Here is a 17,719-nt window from a genome sequence, read left to right on the forward strand (position 1 = left end):
AACGCGGCGCGCGATAAATCGCAAATTCCGGCGCCTTGATAAGGGAACGAGATGAATGACGGAAGCACGGTCTCGCGCCGCGCGACACTGAAGCAGTTGAGGGCGTTCTGTGAAGTTGCCGAGCGTGGTGGATTCAACGCTGCCGCGCAAGCGCTGCATGCAACGCAGCCGGCGGTCAGCGGCTATATCCGACAGTTGGAGCGCTCGTTAGGGGTCGTGTTGATCGAGCGCACCACGCGCAGTGTCGCGCTGACGCCGGCAGGTCGCGAGCTCTTGCCGCGACTGCGCAGCGCGCTCGCCGACATGGACGCGGTGTTGATCGAGGTCAGCGCGCTCGCGCGCGAGCCATGCGCTCACGTAGCCATCGCGGCCGCCGGGTCGGTCGTCACGCTTCTGCTTGCGCCTGTCGTTGCGGCGCTGCGTGAGAGCCATCCGCAGCTGACGCTGCGCGTCATCGAGACAAACGGGCAACATGTCCGGCGTCTCGTGCAAAGCGGTGACGTTTCGTTTGGCGTGACGACACTCGACGGATGCGAACCCGAGCTCGATGCGCGCCCGCTGTTGTCGGACCGGTTCGGCGCGCTCATGGCGAAGCATCATCCGCTTGCAAACGGTGAGCCGGCGTTGAGCTGGTCCATGCTCGCGGGAGAAACGCTGGTCGAGCTCACGGAGGAGAACTGCCTGCGCCGACTCTTCGATGACTCCGTCGCGTTGCGTGCAAGCGCCGGTTCCCGCGTTGAAGTCTCGACCGTTCACGCGGCGGTGGCGCTCGCCGCGCAGGGCGGAAGCATTGCGGTACTGCCGGCGCTGTGCGCGTATGCGTTTGCGACGCCATCCACTGTCTTTCGCCCGGTGGATGGTCCGGAAATCTGGCGCTGTGTCGGTGTCGTGCGCCGGCGTGGCGCCGTGATATCCGTGCTGGAAGAGCAGATTGTGCGCAGCCTGGGTGGCGAGGCCGCAGCCCTTGCATTTAGCGCTGCTACGCGTTCAGGCACGCACGGCGACGCGCTCCATCTGCGTCTGGCCGACATGGCCTGCATGTCACCTCGCGCGTGACATAAACGAACTTGTGGGCCTCGCGGTGTGGTGAATATGATGGTGCATGCTTGCCCACCATCCCTGACGAATAGTGAGTGCGATGTTCCACTGCGACGAACTGAAGATCCATCGTATTGTCGACTATCAGGGGCCGATGGTCGCGGCAACAACGATGTTTCCCGATCTCACTGAAGACGTGCTCGCCGTGAATCGTTCGTGGCTCCAGGGAATCGGCGCGCTCTCGCCGGATGACCGCATCGTGCTGTGTTTCCAGTCGTATCTGATCCAGACACCGGACCATGTCGTACTCGTGGATACCTGTATCGGCAACGACAAGGAACGGCAGACGCGGCCGCATTGGCATCACAGGCGGGATGAAACCTATCTTCGCGCGCTGGCCCGCATCGGCATTACGCCCGCGGATGTGGACTTCGTGTTGTGCACCCATCTGCATGTCGATCATGTGGGCTGGAATACGCGCCTCGAGAATGGACGCTGGGTGCCGACGTTTCCCAACGCGCGCTATCTGTTCTCGGCGAAGGAGATGGCCTTCTGGTCCGCGCAGAATCGGGAACAGCCCGTACCGCATCTGATCGACAGTGTGCTGCCTGTGATCGAGGCCGGGCGTGCGGAGCTGGTGCGCAATACGCATGAATGTAGCGAATATGTCCGCCTCGTTCCCACGCCGGGGCATACGGTCGATCACGTCAGCATCGCACTCGGACGGAACCGTGATTCGGCAGTGGTCACGGGTGATCTGATTCATTCGCCGCTGCAGTTGAGGCATCCGCAACTGTCGATGCTTCGCGATTTCGATCCGCTCGTCGCGACCGCAACCCGCCGACGCTTTCTCGAACGCTACGCTGAAACGGAGACCCTGTGCTGCACGGCGCATTTCCCCACGCCGTCGGTCGGCCGGATTCTGCGCGTCCCTGAAAGCGACGCGTTCGAGATGGTTGCGGCTTGAGTTCCGCCCGAACCGGCACGGAACACCTGCGCTGGCGTGCGATGCTGGCGGCCTGCACCGTCGTGCTTGGCGTGTTCACGCAGACTGACGCGCGGGCGGAGTGGCCGGAAGGAGCCATCCGGCTGGTGATTGCTTTCCCGGGAGGATCGAGCGAAGCACAGGCACGCATTCTTGCCAAAGCACTGAATACCTATCTTGGCCAGCCGATCATTGTTCAGGCGCAACCGGGCGCGGGCGGCAATATCGCCTCGGCCTACGTTGCGAGAGCGCGGCCTGACGGCTATACGATTCTGCTCGGCTCCAACACCTTTTTCGAAACCAATCCGCTCGTCTATAAGGACATCGGCTATCAGGTGGCCGACCTCAAGCCGGTGAGCATGCTGTCCGAACAGACTTATGTGCTCGCCGTTCGACCGGGTCTCGGGCTGCGGACAGTCCGTGAACTGGTTGATTTCGCCACGCGCAATCCGGGGAAGCTGACCAATGCGACGGCGGGTATCGGCAGTCCGGTTGCGCTTGCCAAGCTGGAGTTCGAGCAGAAGACAGGCGTGCGCTTCACCGACATTCCGTACAAGGGCGGAGGCGAAGACACGATGGCGGTTCTGGGCGGATTCGCCGACCTCGAATTCAGCGGCGTAACCGATGTTGCCGGCAACATCGAGGCCGGTACCTTGCTGGCACTGGGCGTGACGAGCCGTCAGCGGGCGCCCCGTTTGCCCAACGTGCCGAGTCTGGAAGAAGCGGGGCTCAACGGATATCAGTTCACGACCTGGAATTGCATCTTCGTGCCCGCTGCGACACCGGCGCCGATCGTCGCCCGTTTGCATGCCGCACTCGTTAAATCCATTGAAACGCCGGAGGTGAGAGCCGAATTCGAGCAGTTGGGATTTGCCGCCGTCAGTAGTACGGGAGATGCTGCCGCCCGCAGGCTGGCTTCCGAAGCACAGACCTGGAGTGCGCTCTTCCGTTCGCGTGGCATTGTCGCAAAGTAGAAGTAGCCGATAAGAAATTCTCTCGACGGATCAAACACGGTCCGTCTTACATCTGGAGACGCCACCATGATCCGCCTGTTTTCCGCACGGGTATCCGCCGTTGCTGCCTTGATATCGGTCGCATTCGTGTTTTCGCCGCTGGCTGATGCACAGGGTACGGACACGAGTGCATCTTCGCCAAAGCAGGTTCGAAAAGCACAGCGAAAAGCCGCGCGCGCGAACCGGACCGCGGAACTCAAACAACTCGAGAGCAATGGCTATAAGCCGGGTAAGGACCAGGCCGACTATCCGCAGGATATTCAGAACGCCGAGCGCAAGTCCGGGCCGACGGCACATCCGGCGCCGGCGTCGGGACAGTGAACCTGCAGACGTGGAGAATATGCGCAGCGGGGAATTGTATTGACGCGTTTGATCGATTCGTTACCCTGTCGCATCGAACTCAATCGGAGCCGAAATGAAAGATGCTCCGGATTCGCTGTAGCAATTGCCCTTGCGGACCGATGTCGGGCGACGCACGAACGGCTACCTCACGATGGAGTATCTCCATTCCACGGCGTACCGACTTGTCGAAAGCAAACGCCAGTTCCGTGTTTTTTGCCAGCAGGGGTGCGATCGCTTCGCGCGGAAGCCGGTAGATTCTGCAATGGGTGCGTGCGACTCCGGTAGCCGCGTGCGGCGCCGCGGTGAGCATGCCGATCTCGCCGACATATTCGCCGGCGCCAATGCAGTCGACCGTCCCGGCTACGGCTCCGGATTTTCGCGTCAATTCCAGGATCCCCGCGGCTACCATGTAGAGCGCGGCGTCCGCTGTGTCTTCAGAGAAAAGCGCCTCTCCGGGTTCGAGCCGGAGCAATTCGAAAAGATCGGCAAGACTGTCGAGTTGCCGCTCGTCGAGGCACTCGAACAGGGTGATGTCGCGAAGCAGTCTGCGAACCGTCAGCGCCTCATCGGAGAGGTTGGGGGTTGCTGTGTCGTCCCGGCGGTCCTGGTCGAGAAAGCCGGCATAGTGCAGTTGACGGCGCGCGGCCCGCAGCAGGATGTCTTTGGTGGAAGAAAGGTGGCGCGTGTTGCCGACGAAAAAGGAAATCTTGTAGGCATTGCGCCTTGCACCGAGTTGAGTGAGCACGGCACTCGGCGCGGGCACCGAAAGAATATCCGGACACAGCAGTGTCGCGTGAAGCAGGGTTTCGATAACGCGTTCCGGAACCGCACTTTCGGGGCAGGTAATCTCCACGGATGCGGCCCTGCGTTGGCTCGGACTGCTTCGGTTGACGATCTCGGCCTTGGCAATCAGGCTATTTGGAATGATGGCCATGTCGTCTCCATCCGTGTGAATCCGGATCGACCGCCAGTTGATCTGCGCGACGACGCCTTCGATCTTGTCTGCGATCTGGATTCGATCTCCCACGCCGAACGGTGCCTCGATGCCGACTGCGATGCCGGAAAAGACGTCCGCCAATGTGTTCTGCAGTGCGAGGGCGAGCACGATCGCCACGACGCCGGAAGTGGCGACCACGCCGGTAATCGGCAGCGCGAAGACCGAGTTCAGCACGATCGCGGCGGTCGCGATATAAATAGCGGCAGCGAACAGGTCCGAGAAAAGCCGGGCCCCGCGCGAGCGCCGGTCGCGATGGAGTGCGAACCAGAGGCCGGCGACCACGATGCGCGAACCCAGCAGCCACCAGGCGCCGCCTATCGCCCGCAGCCACAGCGCTCCGCTGTCGGCATGATCGGGTAAGGGCGGGAAGACCGGAAAGAAGATGCCCTGTTTGTGAAAATAGAAACTGATGACGAGAAAACAGCAGACGTCGAACGTGATCCGGACTTTGTCCGGGAAGCGCCGCAGCCCGAGCACTCCCACGAGTGTGATCGCCACCAGCATGGCGGCGGAGAGCAGAGTCAGATTCACCTCGTTCTCCTTTGGCGCTATTCGGGTGTGGCGCCGAGCGTGCCGGTCGCCAGCGCCAGCATGGCAGCGGCGGACAAAGCCGTGCTGTATGCGTCGGTGGATGCGTTTCGTGCCTGCAGAAGCTGGCTGTTCGCCAACGTCAGGTCCGTGATGGAGCCGACACCGCTGTGATACGCCGCGAGCGCTGCGTCGAAGGTAGTTTGGGCGGCGCCGGCGAGCGCTTTCGATGCCTGGTATGCCGAAAGACTCGTGCGCAACGCATTGTCGGCTTGCACGATCTGGCGGACCGCTTCGTCGCGCACGTGCGTCAGGCGGGTATCGGCGCTATCGGCATCGGCCCGCGCCTGGGCCAGCACCGCCGAGCGTGTGCCGCCGTCGTAGATCGGTATGGTCAGGCCGACGAAGATGCCGCCGTTGAAACGGTGCCCGTTCACATTGACGGTCGGCGGTTCCTGGCTGGCCGAGGGGAGCGCGGTTAGATTCAGGCCGCCCTCGTTGTACGAGCCGATCGCCGACAGGAAAATTTTCGGCATGAACTCGGCTTGCGCCGCCCGAATGTTCGCGAGGCTTGCGCTTCGTGCCGCGTAAGCGCCGAGCACGTCGGGCCGCCGTCCGAGCGATTCGGAAACGATCGCTTCCACGGAGGTCGCCATTGACGGTGACAGGTTGCGTCCCGCTACATCGGCGACCTTGATGTGGGTGAGGGGCGACACGCCCATCGCCGTCAGCAAGGCCAGATACGCATCCTGTTCGCCGCCGGTGGCCTGCACGAGTGCGAGGTTCGCCTGTGCGGTGCCCTGGCGTGCCTGCGCGACTTCGATCACGGTGCCTATGCCGTGTTTGTAGCGCTCCTCCGCAGCGTTCTGAACGGCTTGCGCGTCGCTCAGCGACTGCGCGGCGGTCGCGGCGCGGGCCTTGGCGGCGGCATGCGTATAAAACGCAAGAGTGACGTTATAGATGACCTGCTGATGGGTGGCGTTAAAGGCGATGTTCGAGATGACCGACGCCTGCTTCGCCGCCTCGACCACAGCCGCGCGTTTGCCGAAGTCGAATAGCAGCCATTGCAGAGACACCGCCGAGACGGTGCCGTTCGCCGAGCCGCTATTGTTGAAGTTCACGCCTTGCACGGAATCGCTGCCGCTGTTGCCCTGAAAACCGCCGATCGCCGTAGCGGTGATTCTTGGCAGATAGGTGCTCTCGGCGATGCCTGCGGCGAGCGCCACCCGTCGTGCGTCGTTCCACGCAATGCGAGTCGCCGAGTTGTTCGACTCAGCAACGTCGATCAGTCTCGACAGCGAATAGACCTCGGTGGGATCGACCGCGGGAGGCGGCGGGATATTCGTCAACGCGGAGTTCACCGGGAGCACATAGCTGTTCGCCGCTCCCGCCTGGTTTCGTTCGCCCGCGATGATTTCGCCGCTGGACGTGGTGGCGGGCGACCAGGGCTGGTCCGGCCGGGGCGGCGCCATATCGAGTGCCGATGTTGCGCAACCGGTCAGCAGGAGTGAGGAAACGACAGCGACGATGGAGCCGTTACGCACGCGCATAGCCGAGCCTCCCGTCCTCGTCTTTGACCGGCTGGTTGATTGCGTCTTCCAGCCTGGCGAGAAAGGGATCGACGAATGTATGCGTCGCGCCCGGCGCATTCGCGTTCGCATTCGCTTTCGCAGCATCCCCGGCGTGGCGCGGTGAAGCCGCATGTTCCGACGCTGGCGGAGTCGCTTGCCCTGTCGTGTCAGGACCGAATGCGTCGGCCAGACGATCGAGCCGGCTCGCGACCCCAGCCGCTGCAAGAGGCGCTCGCGTGAAGTCGACCAGGAGCGGCCCCTGTAGCAGTGCGACGGCCTCCGCAACGCGCCTGCGCCGCTCGAGCCAGCCAGGCGCCGGGCGAATGGAGGACGGTTCATAGCGCGACAGATCGAGGTCCTGCTCGATGGCGCCGAGCGCTGCCTGCGCCTCGGCGGCGAGCGTCCAGCGCCTTGGCCGCGTGTCGGAGCCGGCCATTGCGGCGAGGCGGCGAAGCAGGGCTGCAATGGCGGGGTCGATGCGCTTCGCCACGCTGACCGGCCAGATCTGCGTGAACACCACTGCGACGACGAGGTTGCCGAAGAGAATGCCGATCACCCGGTCGCGAGCGGTGGTCATGTCAAAAGCAGGCGACGGACCCTGAATCACACAGAGAAAAAACGCGAACGCGATCTGGAAGCCGATATACGAAATGCGCGGGCTGCCCGCCGCGATCCAGCCCGAGAAGAGCGTGGCGACGAACACGATGACCATCAGCGCGCCGATCGACGTGACGTTCGGCATCAGGAACACGATGGCCGCGATGCCGGCTGCCGCGCCGATCAGGCAGCCGACGATCCGCAGCGTCAGCTTTTCGACCGTCTCGGCGGTGGTGCCGAGCGACACGATGTAGCAGGTAATCAGGCAGGTATGGATGCCGGGCCAGTTGAGCAGCGAGTAGACGACATAGCAGAACATGGCCGCGGCGGTCGTTTTTAGCGCGTATTGAACGTGGGCCGGGTTGGTGAACGCGTCCGGTACGAAAAAACCGCCCGCGCTTTTCGCTGCCGGTGGCGGCGGCAATGCGGCTGGCGGCGGCTCGGCGAAGGCGGCCAGCGCGGCACGCAGTTCCGCCAGCGCCGCCGCCGCGAGCGGCGACAACGCGGTCTCGCCGTCGATCTGCGCGAGCGTGATGTCGACTGGATAGCCGCCCGTCTGGAGAATTGCCGCCATCCCGTCGAGTGTCTGCGCGATGTGCTCGCGAAGGCGCCCGGTTTGCGGCGTTGCGGGTTCGCGCGCAATGACGTCCAGCGTCGCGAGGATCGCGGCGGTTGCCTGAGTGGCCTGCTTCAACGCCGCAATGTCCTGCGCGGGCGAGGTCTTCTCCGCGCCGGCCAGTTTCAGCCACGCCGGGATTTCGCCGGGTCCTTCATGCAGGCAGGCGAGGAAAAGCCTGCGGGTGTTCTCGTCGGGTGAGCGAAGCAGTTTCGCGCCGGCGCGCAGCCGATGCGCCAGCGCGCGCCCGGCAAGCCGCCGCGGCGCCGGCCCGGCGACGAGGTTGACCACGATCGACACGCCCGCCGGAATGCCGACGAAAAGCCATGCGTACAGCAACGCGCGGGTCGCGATCTCGCCGATATGCGCCGTGCCGAGCAGATCGAGCGCATAAGCCGCGATCAGCGCGACGATGGCGGCGATCGGCTTGAGCTTGCTCGCCGACGCCGCGAACAGCATGCAGAACGACACCAGCGTCATCGCGACGACCCGCCAGAGCGGTGCGTCGATCACCTGCATGGTGATCAGCAGGACCGTGCCGACGATCAACGTAATCAGCAGAAGCAGGACCGCGCTTATGACGACACTCGTCGCGCGATCGGGTTTCATCACGAAGAAGGCGACATAGGCGGTGAGCGCCGGCTCAGGCGTTTGATAGATCTCGACGGCGAGCGTCGTCAGCGCGCAGATGACAGCCAGCCGGATCGCGAATTCGAGCCGCCCGGGAAACGGTTCGACAATGGCGCGAATCCGCTCCGCCGCGAAGGCCCGCCCGTTATCGACAGGCGTCGCCATGCCTGACCTCCACGACGGCGGTAGCGCCCAGTCTCATGAGCTGCTGCGGGGGACTCTCGAGCCGGATGCGCACCGGAAAGCGCTGGGCGACCCTGACCCAATTGAGCGAACGCTCGATATAGGGCACCGAGCGGGGCAGGGAGATCCGGTCGGTGTCGAGTACGCCGGCGCCGATGCCCTGAACGGTACCCTTGATGGGCCGGGCGCGGTCGATCATCGAGAAAGCCGTCACGCAGTCGCCGACGGCGATGGCATGCAGATCGGTCTCCCGGAAGTTCGCGACCACGAACCATTCATCGTCGTTGACCAGCGTGAACAATGTCTGCGCCGGTGCAACGATCTCCCCGGTCAGCACGCTGAGCCCGACGACGCGCCCGCCGTGCGGCGCGCGTACGGTCGTGTCGCCGAGCGCGTGCTGCGCGATGTCGAGCGCCGCCTGCCGCGCGCGCACCGTTGCCTCGGCGCCGGCTTCCGTGTCGATTGCCTGGACGGCTGCCGTTTGCTGTTCGCGAGCCTGCTGGAGCGAGGTGGTCGCATCGTGCTTCGCGGTCTGCGCCTGATCGAACTGCTGGGCCGGCACGTAGCCTTTCGACGCCAGCGGCCCAAGCCGCTCCACCGTGCGCTCCGCAAGGGCGAGATTGGCCTTGGCCCGTTGCACCTGATCCGCGGAGACGGTCGCGGTGGATCGCTGGGTCGACAGCACCCGCCGCTGGGTATCCAGTGCCGCTTGCGCTACGCTCAGGTCCGCCTGAGTCTGCGCCACGGTCAGACTATACGGAACCGGGTCGATCTGAAACAGCAGATCGCCTTTTGCGACGTGCATGTTCTCGGCCACCGGAATAGCCACGATGCGGCCGCCGACCACGGCGGCCACGTGGACGACATCGGCGTCGATCGTGGCGTCGTCGGTGGACGGCATCACCGAACTCCTGTGCAACACATAGAGTGCGAAGAGTACGGCGGCGGCGACGATTGCAAGCGAAATCAGCTTGGCCCAGAGCGGGCGACGATGGCTGCCCGCAGCCCTCATGGTCCGTGCCCAAACCAGAGCACCCACACGAGCAGGCCCGCGCAGACGCCGATCGCCGTGCAAACGAAGAGTTGAAAGGGCAGGACGTCGGCCAGCCCGGAGAACACGAAGAGCGCTCGCGCGCCGATCGAGGCAAGGACGCCGAGCGCCGCGCAAAACATCCAGGCGGGAAAGAAGGCACCGAACAGCGCGAAAGAAGGTGCGCCGCGGGTGGCGCACCCGTTCAGGGTGCCCAGGGCGAGTGATATGAGGAGTGCGTGTCGTTGCCTCATGACCATCCTGTCATTCGGGTTTCGAGAACGGCGTCGTCGGTCGCCGTCGAAGTGTACCATCGGGCCGCGGAGGCGGGCGGCCCTGAGAACTCGTCGCGGCCGCCCGCCTGATTTGAGGTCGATTGCGATGCTGCGCCTGTTGCGGGTCGTCAATTGCCGGCCATAGGTTGTGTCAGTTGCCGGGTTCGCCGGAACAGGGGAAGAAGATGTTTGCCATCCTGATCATCGCGACTGCCGTGCGCATGCCGATCCCGATCCCGATCTGCAAGACATGTCCGCCATGTGCGCCCATATACGGCAATCCGACCCGGCGGTCCTGATCCTGACTTCTCTTTACCGGCATGCCAGTTCAAATCGACGGCGGAGAGCACGAGAGATCTTAAAGTTATCCTGACCTCTCGCCTATGTAACAACACACAATGAAGTTAGCTCTTTTCACAATGCCGGGACACACGATATCCGGCTATCCGGGCGAGCCGCGCAGCTTGATGGCGATGTCGAGCTTCGATACCCAGCCGGCGTCGTCCAGTCTTGCGCCGAGAATGTTTTCGATTCGCTCCAGCCGGTAGTTGAGCGTATTCGGATGAATACCCAGCACGCTTGCAGTTACCTTTCTTCGCTGGAGCTGATCGAAGTAGGTTCCGAGTGTTTCGAGCAAGTCCGGCTCACTGGCAAGCTGTTCGACCAGCGAGACGAGATAGCGCAGCGCGTTCTTCGCGCCGCGTACGCTTTCTTCGACGACAATCTCCGAATACAAACGCACGCGCTCTTCGCCGCCGCGGCTGCGGCCAAAGCCGAGTGCCCGGCTTGCCTCGTCCGCGGACGTGGCCCAGCCCGCCGCGCCTTCGCCCATGAGGCCGACGCCAATCGCCCTGATTTCCGGCAATGTCTCCGCGATCGACGCAATCTGTTTGCCCACTTGCCGATCATTGATGCTCATCAGGTCGCCGAGCCGCGAAGGTATCCACACGAGTAGTTGTCCACGAAACCAGATGGCGACGAGTTCGTCGGCGGGCAATTTGAGGTGCCGGGCAGTCGCGGCGACGATCCGGTCGAGTTCGCTTTTGAAGCTGGGCGAATTGCTGTCGATCCGCTCGACGTCAATGGCCAGCGCTATGCGGGGAATGGTCCCGTCGAGGCGTAGCGCGGCTGCCGTTTTGGCAAATCCTTCGGTGTCTTCGGGGAAGTTGAAAATAATGCTGTGTAACTGATATCGCAGCGATTCACGCCAGCGGGCCTGCTTGTATTGTTCTTCCAGGTAAGTCTGCGAGATGATTTGCGCCATGATGTCGAAGAACTCCATCAAATACGGGGAAATCTGAAATAGCAGTTCATCCCGCAGGCTGTCGTCTTTCTCGTCGAGCTCAATATAAAAGCACCATAATTCGCGCGAGCCCAGTCGAAACGCACGCAACAGCGCTTCGAGGGGTACGCCCTGCTGAACCCGCCGGCGTCCGTACTCGCGGAACGTTTCAAGCTCCTCCCCGGAAGGCGCGCTCCCGGACAACAGCGTGCCGAACCATAGCTTCGAAGACAGAGCGATCGAATTGCGGATATCCAGCTTGGCGGATAAAGCAAGGTCGGCATACGGCTTGATATTCATCAACGCCGCATAGACCCGATCGATGACGCTCGCGTGATCCAGCGCCGCTTTCTCGGTCCACTTGCGCAGTGATGGGGAGATTTCAGGTATGCGGATTGTCACGCTTTGCACTCCTCCAGGGTCTGCTCGACGTTGGCTGATGCACAGACGAGCGTGGGTTCGCGTCGAAAGGCCCATTCTGTGCCAGCTCGTGTGGGCCGGTTTGCAACTGGCGCAATGATAAGTGGGAAAACAAAACGCGCGTAGCCAATTGGATTGTGACAATCTACAGCGCCATTGTGGCTTCGCCCAATGAAGCAGCGTGTTCAATCTATGTCGAAATATGTCACGCTGTGCGGAAAACGCCCGCAAAACCCTTGTTTCACCGGCCCTCCTGCCGGTGAAACAGCGTGACATATCTTCCCTGTCGATTATGTCGGCGCGTCCTTCTATAGTCCGTTCGTTGCCACGCCGCAGTGATCGAAGTGGCCCGAATCCAGGAAGGATATATCGTGAAGAATCGTTCGTTCGTCGTTCCGGCCGGCGCATGCGCCGCTGCCTCCGTGCCCGCCCCGGTGACGCCGCCTTCGTCCGCACGCGGCGCGCTGCGCAAGCTCGTCCTTTGCGCCGCAACGGCCGTGCTCACGCTCGGTAGCGCATCGGCGTTCGCGTGGTCCGAACACGGCACCGCATATACGTCGCGCGGCACCTATAACGGCGCGCGTTACGGCTCGTGCGGCGGCGCCAGCTGTTCGCATGCGGGCGGTGTCGTCGGCCCCTACGGCGGCCTCGCCACCAACACCGGCACGGTGACCCGCACGGCGCCGGGCCAGTTCTCGAATGCGGGCACCGCGACGGGCCGCTATGGCAACGCTGTTCAGCACTCGGGCGACTCCAGCTGCGCCGGTGGCACGTGTTCGCATACCGGCACCCTCACGGGGCCGGGCGGCAAGACGGCGAGCACCTCAGGCGAGGTTACGAAGACCGGGCCGGGGCAGTATTCGTCGTCGGGATCGGTGACCGGTTCGAACGGCAATACGGTCAGCCATTCGGCGTCGACGAATTGCGCCGGTTCAACGTGTTCGCGGTCGGGCACGGTGAGCGGACCGGATGGCGGAACCGTCGACCACTCGGGTTCGGCCACGCGCGTTGCGCCGGGCGTCGTGGCGACCTCGTCGAGCGTGACGGGCGTACACGGCAACACGGTGACGTCGGGCGGGACGGTTGTGGCGAGTACGGGTGTTGTCGCGACCGGCGGCACGACGGTCGTCGTGGCACCGAAGCCGGTTGTCGTGGCGCCGCCGCTCGCGTATGTGCCGCCGCCCGCCGTTGTCGTGGCGCCTGCGCCAGTCGTGATCGCACCGAAGCCGGTCGTGGTCGCGCCGCCGGTGGCCTACGTGCCGCCGCCGCCAATTGTTTACGCACCGCCGCCTCCGCCGCCTGCGGTGTACGTCGCGCCGCGGGTGGTCTATGTCGCGCCGGCGCCGCGTCCGGTGGTTTGGATGCCGGGCCATTGGGTCGGGCGTGTCTGGGTGCCCGCGCACTGGTCGTGATGGGAGCCGCCATGCGAGTCAAATCACGCGGGACGGTCGAGCAGGGTGAAAGCACTGCGTTCGGACCGGCCTTCGACGGATCCGGGCCCCGGCGATTCTACAAACCGGGCGCGCTGGCGGCGATCGTCGTTGCGACAGGATTGGTGATTGCAATGAGCCGCTTCGGGACAGCAGCAGGCACGCGCGGTGTGACGGGATCGTCGCGGGAATGCTCCGCCCGGTACGCGGCGCTGCTCGATCTCGCGGAGCTGGCCAGACGTGATGGCAAGTCATCCGAAGTGGTCGTGCGCGGGCTGAGCGACAGAGGCGGCGCGATGAGCGGGTGCGTGCCGGCGGGCGGCAGTGGACCGGCGGCCGAGCTGACCGCGCGGCCCACTCGCTGAGCACGCGCTGAGTACTCGCGTATGCGTTGCCTCCAGAGAGCGTAGGCCGCGCGCGTCGGAGTCGAGACCGGACCGGCTATATCACGTGTGGCCAATTCACAATCAGCCGCGCGAATGCCAGTCCTCCACGGTCTTATTGCGGTTCCGCGAGTACCAGCGGGAAGCGGATCTCGAACGTAGTCCCCACACCTTCGCGCGACGCAAAATCGATCTGCCCGCCCAACACGCGGCACAGTTCCTTGACGATCGCGAGACCGAGACCCGTGCCGGGAATATCCTCGCCCGCGGCGCGCTCGAATTCGTCGAACACGCGGTCCGCGTCCGAAGGCGCAATACCCACGCCGGTATCGGAGACGCGAATCGACCAGTGCGACTCGTCGGCCATCGCGAAGTTGAGTTCGATGCCGCCGGACCTGGTGTACTTGGTCGCGTTGGAAAGCAGATTGACAGCAATCTGTTTGAGTTTGAGACGATTGGACGTGACCGCCGTCAATGCAGGATCAAAAGCTGCATGCAACGTGAGCCCTTTCGCCTCGATCGACGGACGCGAAGAGGCGACCAGTTCGTCGTAGAGTTCCCGCAGTTCGACCTGTTCGAGTGTGAGCGGAGCGCCGTCGCCGAGTACGACGGAGTATTCGACGATCTGATCGACGAGCTGTTTCATATCCGCGGCCTGGCGGTTCGCCAGCGTCAACGCGGTATCGGCTTTGCCGGGCGCGCGCGCGATCAATTGCAGCGCGATGGAAAATGCATTCAGAAAGTTGCGCAGATCATGCACCACGCTGCGCGTGATCTGCATGCGCGACTCGTACAGGTCGCTCACCAGGCGCTGTTTCAGCGTGAGTTCGTGATTGGCGCGTTCGAGCCGGCCGGTGTATTCGTCGATCTTGCGGTCGCGTTCGCTCACCACTTCCTTGACCGACGTGAGAGTGACCATACTGAGCGTTTCGGCAATCAGGCGCCGTGCCCGACTCTCGTGGCGGCGCGTGAACGATTGATCGAGACTGGCGAATTCTTCAAGCACGTCGGCGAGCGTCTGATGAAAGAGATCGAGCTCACGCACCAGTTCCTCGATACGATAGCCCTGGCGCCAGCGCACCTTGCCATGTTTTCTCGCATCGAGCTCGATGCCCGGCTCGACCCGTTCGAGATCTTCGACATCCAATGCCAGACACAGGCCTTCAAGAATTTCCGGCAGATGATCGGCGAGTTGCTGATAGGTAAGTTTGTCCGCTTCGATCAGATCGACGTCGCCGAATACGGCATTCATCCACTGCCGGGTGAGTCGGGTGCGTTCCGCGCGAATGAAATCGGCAAAATTGCGCAGGGGGCTAGTACGTATATCGGTCATGGTGTCGCATTAGGATCGGTTCGCGACATTATCACCGCAATCGCGCGCTATGGAACACCTCTTGCATGACTGGAAGACAATGAACACGACCTGCAATGCGACGGGCTCCGATACGGTCAATTTTGCCGGTATTGATTCCCTGTTAAGTCGCTTCACGAAGCCGCATTGAGCGCCTTCAAAAAATCGACGAACGCGCGCAACGGCGCCGGCAAATGGCGACGCCCGGGATAATAGAGAAACGGGCCTGAAAAGCGCTGCCACCACGGCTCCAGAATCGGCTCCAGCGCTCCGCTATCCAGATGCGGGCGCAGCATGTCTTCGAAAAGATGAATCACGCCCACACCCGCCACGGCCGCGCTGACCGCCAGGTCGATTGCCGCGCCGGGGCGCACCAGCAGCGGTCCCGATGGATTCAACTGCAACACTTCACCGTCGCGCTCGAAATACCAGATCGGCATCGCGCCGCCGGCGAACTGGCCGCGCAGGCACGCGTGCGAGAGCAGCTCGCCCGGATGGCCGGGACGTCCGTGCACGTCGAGATAGCCCGGCGCCGCAGCGGTGGCGAAGCGTTGCACACGCGGCCCGATCGGAATCGCGATCATGTCCTGTTCGAGTCGCTCGTCGTAGCGAATGCCCGCATCGCAGCCGATCGACAGCACGTCGACGAAACCGTCTTCGACCACGACCTCCACGCGTATGTCCGGATACGCCTTCAGGAACGCCGCGACGATGCCCGGCAGGACGATGCGCGCGGCGCTCGACGGCACGTTCAGTTTGAGCGTGCCGGCCGGCTTGTCCCTGAAGACGTTCAGCACGTCCAGCGCTGCTTCCATTTCGCTGAATAGCGGCGTCAGCTTCTCGATCAGACGCAACCCGGCTTCAGTCGGCGCCACACTGCGCGTGGTGCGGTTGAGGAGGCGCAAACCGAGCTTCGCTTCGAGACGGCGCACGGCGATGCTCAAACTCGACGCAGAGACGTTGCCGATGCGCGCGGCGTCGCGAAAGCCGCCTGCGCGGGCGACCGAGACGAAGGCGGCCAGATCGTTCAATTCCATGATTACTGTTCATATTATTAAACAACCCGTACACGTTAGACGGCTTTATTTAACAACGCAACCACCGCCATACTCTGCTCGATCACTCATCAAGGAGAGCACCATGTCGAATCTCACCACCCCGGACACCTTTCCGCTGGCCGGCCGCCCTGTGCGCCGCATGGGCTACGGGGCCATGCAGCTGGCCGGCCCCGGCGTATTCGGGCCGCCGAAGGATCGCCACGCCGCTGTCGCGGTGCTGCGCGAGGCAGTGGCCGCGGGTGTCGATCACATCGATACGAGCGACTTCTACGGGCCGCACATCACCAACCAGCTGATTCGCGAGGCGCTGCATCCGTACCCCGGCGACCTCGTGATCGTCACCAAGGTGGGCGCCGTGCGCGGCGGCGATGGCGCGTGGTTGCCGGCGCTGGAACCGGAGGATATCGAGCGTGGCGTGCATGACAATTTGCGCAATCTCGGCCTCGACGTGCTGGACGTCGTCAATATGCGGATGATGGGCAACGTGCATGAACCGGCTGAGGGTTCGCTTGAAAAGCAGGTGACGGCTCTCGCCGAACTTCAACGCCGCGGACTCGTGCGCCATATCGGTTTGAGCAACGTAACCGCGACGCAGATAGCGGAGGCGCAGCGCATCGCGGAAATCGTCTGCGTGCAGAACCACTACAACCTCGTTCATCGCGAAGATGACACGCTGATCGACGAACTCGCGGAGAAGGGCATTGCGTATGTGCCGTTTTTTCCGCTTGGCGGCTTCACGCCGATCCAGTCGTCCGCGCTGTCGGAGATTGCGCAAACCCTCGGCGCGACGCCGATGCAGGTGGCGCTTGCGTGGCTATTGCATCGGTCCCCTAACATTCTGCTGATCCCCGGCACGTCGACGCTCGGGCATCTGCGGGAAAACCTGCAGGCGTCGCAGTTGAGCCTGACCGGCGAGGTGCGCGCGCAACTGGATGCGATAGGCGGTTGACCAGCGCCGGTAGCGCAATGCGCCGATCGGCACGCCGGGCGCGCGCGAAAATTGACGGCGGCCGGAGACGGCCGGTGCTATCGGCGGTACTGGCTCCCGTTGCACGGAGCCGGTTTCACACCGAATTCGCGATGTACTCCCTGAGCCACTGATGCGCCGGATCGCGATGCGAGCGTTCATGCCAGAGCATCGCCATTTCGTAGCCCGGCACCTCCACCGGCGGCTCGACCATCCGCAGCGCGCTGTTGGCGCGCGCGAGCCGCGCGGGCAGCATTCCCACCAGATCTGTACTCTCCAGCACCGATGACATGAACAGAAAGTGCGGCACGGAGAGTACGACCCGGCGTGTCAGACCGGCCTGCGCGAGCACGTTGTCGGTTACGCCGATAAAGCCGCCGCCGTCCGGCGACACGATCACATGTTCGAGCTTGCAGAACTGCGCGAGCGTTGGCCGGCGTTTCAGGCGCGGATGACCGGCGCGGCCGGCCAGCACATAGCGCTCGGCAAACAGCAGCCGGCGGCGCAACCCCTCGGGCGCGCCTTCGCTCGTATGAAAAGCGAGATCGATCTCGCCCTGTTCCGCCTGCCGCGCAATGCGTGGCGGAGCCGCTTCGACAATGGCGAGGCGCGTGCCCGGCGCCGCGGTGCGCAAGCCGGCCAAAGCGGGCAGGATGATCGTCGATTCGGCGTAGTCGCTCGCGGCAACGCGCCAGGTGTGATTCGCTTCGGCGGGATTGAACGGGCGCGCCGGCGCCACCGCGCGCTCCAGTGCCTGGAGGGCTTCCCGCAACGGTTCGCGCAACGCCTCGGCGCGGGCGGTGGGCCGCATGCCGCGCGGTCCGGGCAACAGCAACGGGTCGCCCAGAACATCGCGCAGTTTGGCCAGATGCACGCTGACCGAGGGTTGGGAGAGGTTCAGCCGTTGCGCCGCGCGGGTCACGTTGTGTTCGGACAGCAGCACGTCGAGCGTAACCAGCAGGTTGAGGTCCAATCCTCTCAGATTATTCATGGTTATACCTGACATATCGGGAATTCATTTCC

At 63.5% G+C, this 17,719-nt stretch carries 16 protein-coding genes; 7 read left to right on the forward strand and 9 right to left on the reverse strand.

Features of this window, described 5'->3' with window-relative positions:
- The first annotated feature begins 51 nt into the window (after positions 1–51).
- The 4 genes from BXE_RS26550 to BXE_RS26565 all read left to right on the forward strand — a co-directional run bounded on the left by BXE_RS26550 (position 52) and on the right by BXE_RS26565 (position 3,357).
- A complete protein-coding gene (locus BXE_RS26550) occupies positions 52–1,056 on the forward strand; it encodes a LysR family transcriptional regulator (RefSeq protein WP_011491215.1) in 1,005 nt (334 codons plus the stop codon).
- An 82-nt stretch (positions 1,057–1,138) separates the two neighbouring features.
- Positions 1,139–2,005 carry an MBL fold metallo-hydrolase gene (locus BXE_RS26555; RefSeq protein ID WP_011491216.1) on the forward strand — a complete coding sequence of 289 codons (867 nt, stop codon included), beginning with the start codon at positions 1,139–1,141 and terminating at the stop codon, positions 2,003–2,005.
- Positions 2,002–2,997 carry a Bug family tripartite tricarboxylate transporter substrate binding protein gene (locus BXE_RS26560; RefSeq protein WP_148223004.1) on the forward strand — a complete coding sequence of 332 codons (996 nt, stop codon included), beginning with the start codon at positions 2,002–2,004 and terminating at the stop codon, positions 2,995–2,997. Before BXE_RS26555 ends, BXE_RS26560 begins: the two co-directional genes overlap by 4 nt.
- A 66-nt stretch (positions 2,998–3,063) precedes the next feature.
- Complete coding sequence (locus BXE_RS26565) at positions 3,064–3,357, forward strand: DUF4148 domain-containing protein (protein ID WP_011491218.1); 294 nt, start codon at positions 3,064–3,066, stop codon at positions 3,355–3,357.
- A 79-nt stretch (positions 3,358–3,436) separates the two neighbouring features.
- On the opposite strand, the gene BXE_RS26570 is transcribed toward BXE_RS26565, so the two are convergent.
- The 6 genes from BXE_RS26570 to BXE_RS26595 all read right to left on the reverse strand — a co-directional run bounded on the left by BXE_RS26570 (position 3,437) and on the right by BXE_RS26595 (position 11,696).
- Complete coding sequence (locus BXE_RS26570; RefSeq protein ID WP_011491219.1) at positions 3,437–4,906, reverse strand: mechanosensitive ion channel family protein; 1,470 nt, start codon at positions 4,904–4,906, stop codon at positions 3,437–3,439.
- A gap of 17 nt (positions 4,907–4,923) precedes the next feature.
- Positions 4,924–6,453 carry a TolC family protein gene (locus BXE_RS26575; RefSeq protein WP_011491220.1) on the reverse strand — a complete coding sequence of 510 codons (1,530 nt, stop codon included), beginning with the start codon at positions 6,451–6,453 and terminating at the stop codon, positions 4,924–4,926.
- Complete coding sequence (locus tag BXE_RS26580) at positions 6,440–8,482, reverse strand: FUSC family protein (RefSeq protein WP_011491221.1); 2,043 nt, start codon at positions 8,480–8,482, stop codon at positions 6,440–6,442. Before BXE_RS26580 ends, BXE_RS26575 begins: the two co-directional genes overlap by 14 nt.
- Positions 8,463–9,512, reverse strand: a complete 1,050-nt coding sequence (gene mdtN / locus BXE_RS26585) for a multidrug transporter subunit MdtN (protein WP_011491222.1) — start codon at positions 9,510–9,512, stop codon at positions 8,463–8,465. Before mdtN ends, BXE_RS26580 begins: the two co-directional genes overlap by 20 nt.
- A complete protein-coding gene (locus BXE_RS26590) occupies positions 9,509–9,784 on the reverse strand; it encodes a hypothetical protein (protein WP_040125447.1) in 276 nt (91 codons plus the stop codon). The genes mdtN and BXE_RS26590 overlap by 4 nt, the downstream gene beginning before the upstream one ends.
- Positions 9,785–10,247: 463 nt before the next feature.
- Positions 10,248–11,696, reverse strand: a complete 1,449-nt coding sequence (locus BXE_RS26595) for a PucR family transcriptional regulator (RefSeq protein WP_233518972.1) — start codon at positions 11,694–11,696, stop codon at positions 10,248–10,250.
- Positions 11,697–11,878: 182 nt separating this feature from the next.
- Between BXE_RS26595 and BXE_RS26600 the strand changes: the two genes are divergently transcribed.
- Both BXE_RS26600 and BXE_RS26605 read left to right on the forward strand, forming a co-directional pair.
- On the forward strand, positions 11,879–12,919 hold the full coding sequence (locus BXE_RS26600) for a hypothetical protein (RefSeq protein ID WP_040124917.1): 1,041 nt from the start codon (positions 11,879–11,881) through the stop codon (positions 12,917–12,919).
- 11 nt (positions 12,920–12,930) lie between these two features.
- Positions 12,931–13,302: a hypothetical protein gene (locus BXE_RS26605; RefSeq protein WP_148223005.1), complete on the forward strand. Its 372-nt coding sequence runs from the start codon at positions 12,931–12,933 to the stop codon at positions 13,300–13,302.
- A gap of 133 nt (positions 13,303–13,435) precedes the next feature.
- Here the strand turns inward: BXE_RS26605 and BXE_RS26610 are convergent, their stop codons facing one another.
- Both BXE_RS26610 and BXE_RS26615 read right to left on the reverse strand, forming a co-directional pair.
- Positions 13,436–14,653: a sensor histidine kinase gene (locus tag BXE_RS26610; protein ID WP_011491227.1), complete on the reverse strand. Its 1,218-nt coding sequence runs from the start codon at positions 14,651–14,653 to the stop codon at positions 13,436–13,438.
- A 152-nt stretch (positions 14,654–14,805) separates the two neighbouring features.
- The gene (locus tag BXE_RS26615) at positions 14,806–15,708 is read right to left on the reverse strand and encodes a LysR family transcriptional regulator (RefSeq protein ID WP_007176668.1); all 903 of its coding nucleotides are present in this window, start codon (positions 15,706–15,708) and stop codon (positions 14,806–14,808) included.
- Positions 15,709–15,811: 103 nt separating this feature from the next.
- On the opposite strand from BXE_RS26615, the gene BXE_RS26620 reads away from it, so the two are divergent.
- The gene (locus BXE_RS26620) at positions 15,812–16,678 is read left to right on the forward strand and encodes an aldo/keto reductase family oxidoreductase (protein WP_011491228.1); all 867 of its coding nucleotides are present in this window, start codon (positions 15,812–15,814) and stop codon (positions 16,676–16,678) included.
- A 115-nt stretch (positions 16,679–16,793) separates the two neighbouring features.
- On the opposite strand, the gene BXE_RS26625 is transcribed toward BXE_RS26620, so the two are convergent.
- Positions 16,794–17,702, reverse strand: a complete 909-nt coding sequence (locus BXE_RS26625) for a LysR family transcriptional regulator (protein WP_040124914.1) — start codon at positions 17,700–17,702, stop codon at positions 16,794–16,796.
- Positions 17,703–17,719 lie beyond the last annotated feature (17 nt).

Source organism: Paraburkholderia xenovorans LB400, assembly GCF_000013645.1.
GTDB classification, from domain to species: domain Bacteria; phylum Pseudomonadota; class Gammaproteobacteria; order Burkholderiales; family Burkholderiaceae; genus Paraburkholderia; species Paraburkholderia xenovorans.

Bases quoted from the DNA above. Each gene is read 5' to 3' on its own strand.
- BXE_RS26550 (WP_011491215.1), top strand. From the start codon at position 52: ATGAATGACGGAAGCACGGTCTCGCGCCGCGCGACACTGAAGCAGTTG.
- BXE_RS26555 (WP_011491216.1), top strand. From the start codon at position 1,139: ATGTTCCACTGCGACGAACTGAAGATCCATCGTATTGTCGACTATCAG.
- BXE_RS26565 (WP_011491218.1), top strand. From the start codon at position 3,064: ATGATCCGCCTGTTTTCCGCACGGGTATCCGCCGTTGCTGCCTTGATA.
- BXE_RS26575 (WP_011491220.1), bottom strand. From the start codon at position 6,453: ATGCGCGTGCGTAACGGCTCCATCGTCGCTGTCGTTTCCTCACTCCTG.
- BXE_RS26580 (WP_011491221.1), bottom strand. From the start codon at position 8,482: ATGGCGACGCCTGTCGATAACGGGCGGGCCTTCGCGGCGGAGCGGATT.
- mdtN (WP_011491222.1), bottom strand. From the start codon at position 9,512: ATGAGGGCTGCGGGCAGCCATCGTCGCCCGCTCTGGGCCAAGCTGATT.
- BXE_RS26590 (WP_040125447.1), bottom strand. From the start codon at position 9,784: ATGAGGCAACGACACGCACTCCTCATATCACTCGCCCTGGGCACCCTG.
- BXE_RS26605 (WP_148223005.1), top strand. From the start codon at position 12,931: ATGCGAGTCAAATCACGCGGGACGGTCGAGCAGGGTGAAAGCACTGCG.
- BXE_RS26610 (WP_011491227.1), bottom strand. From the start codon at position 14,653: ATGACCGATATACGTACTAGCCCCCTGCGCAATTTTGCCGATTTCATT.
- BXE_RS26615 (WP_007176668.1), bottom strand. From the start codon at position 15,708: ATGGAATTGAACGATCTGGCCGCCTTCGTCTCGGTCGCCCGCGCAGGC.
- BXE_RS26620 (WP_011491228.1), top strand. From the start codon at position 15,812: ATGTCGAATCTCACCACCCCGGACACCTTTCCGCTGGCCGGCCGCCCT.
- BXE_RS26625 (WP_040124914.1), bottom strand. From the start codon at position 17,702: ATGTCAGGTATAACCATGAATAATCTGAGAGGATTGGACCTCAACCTG.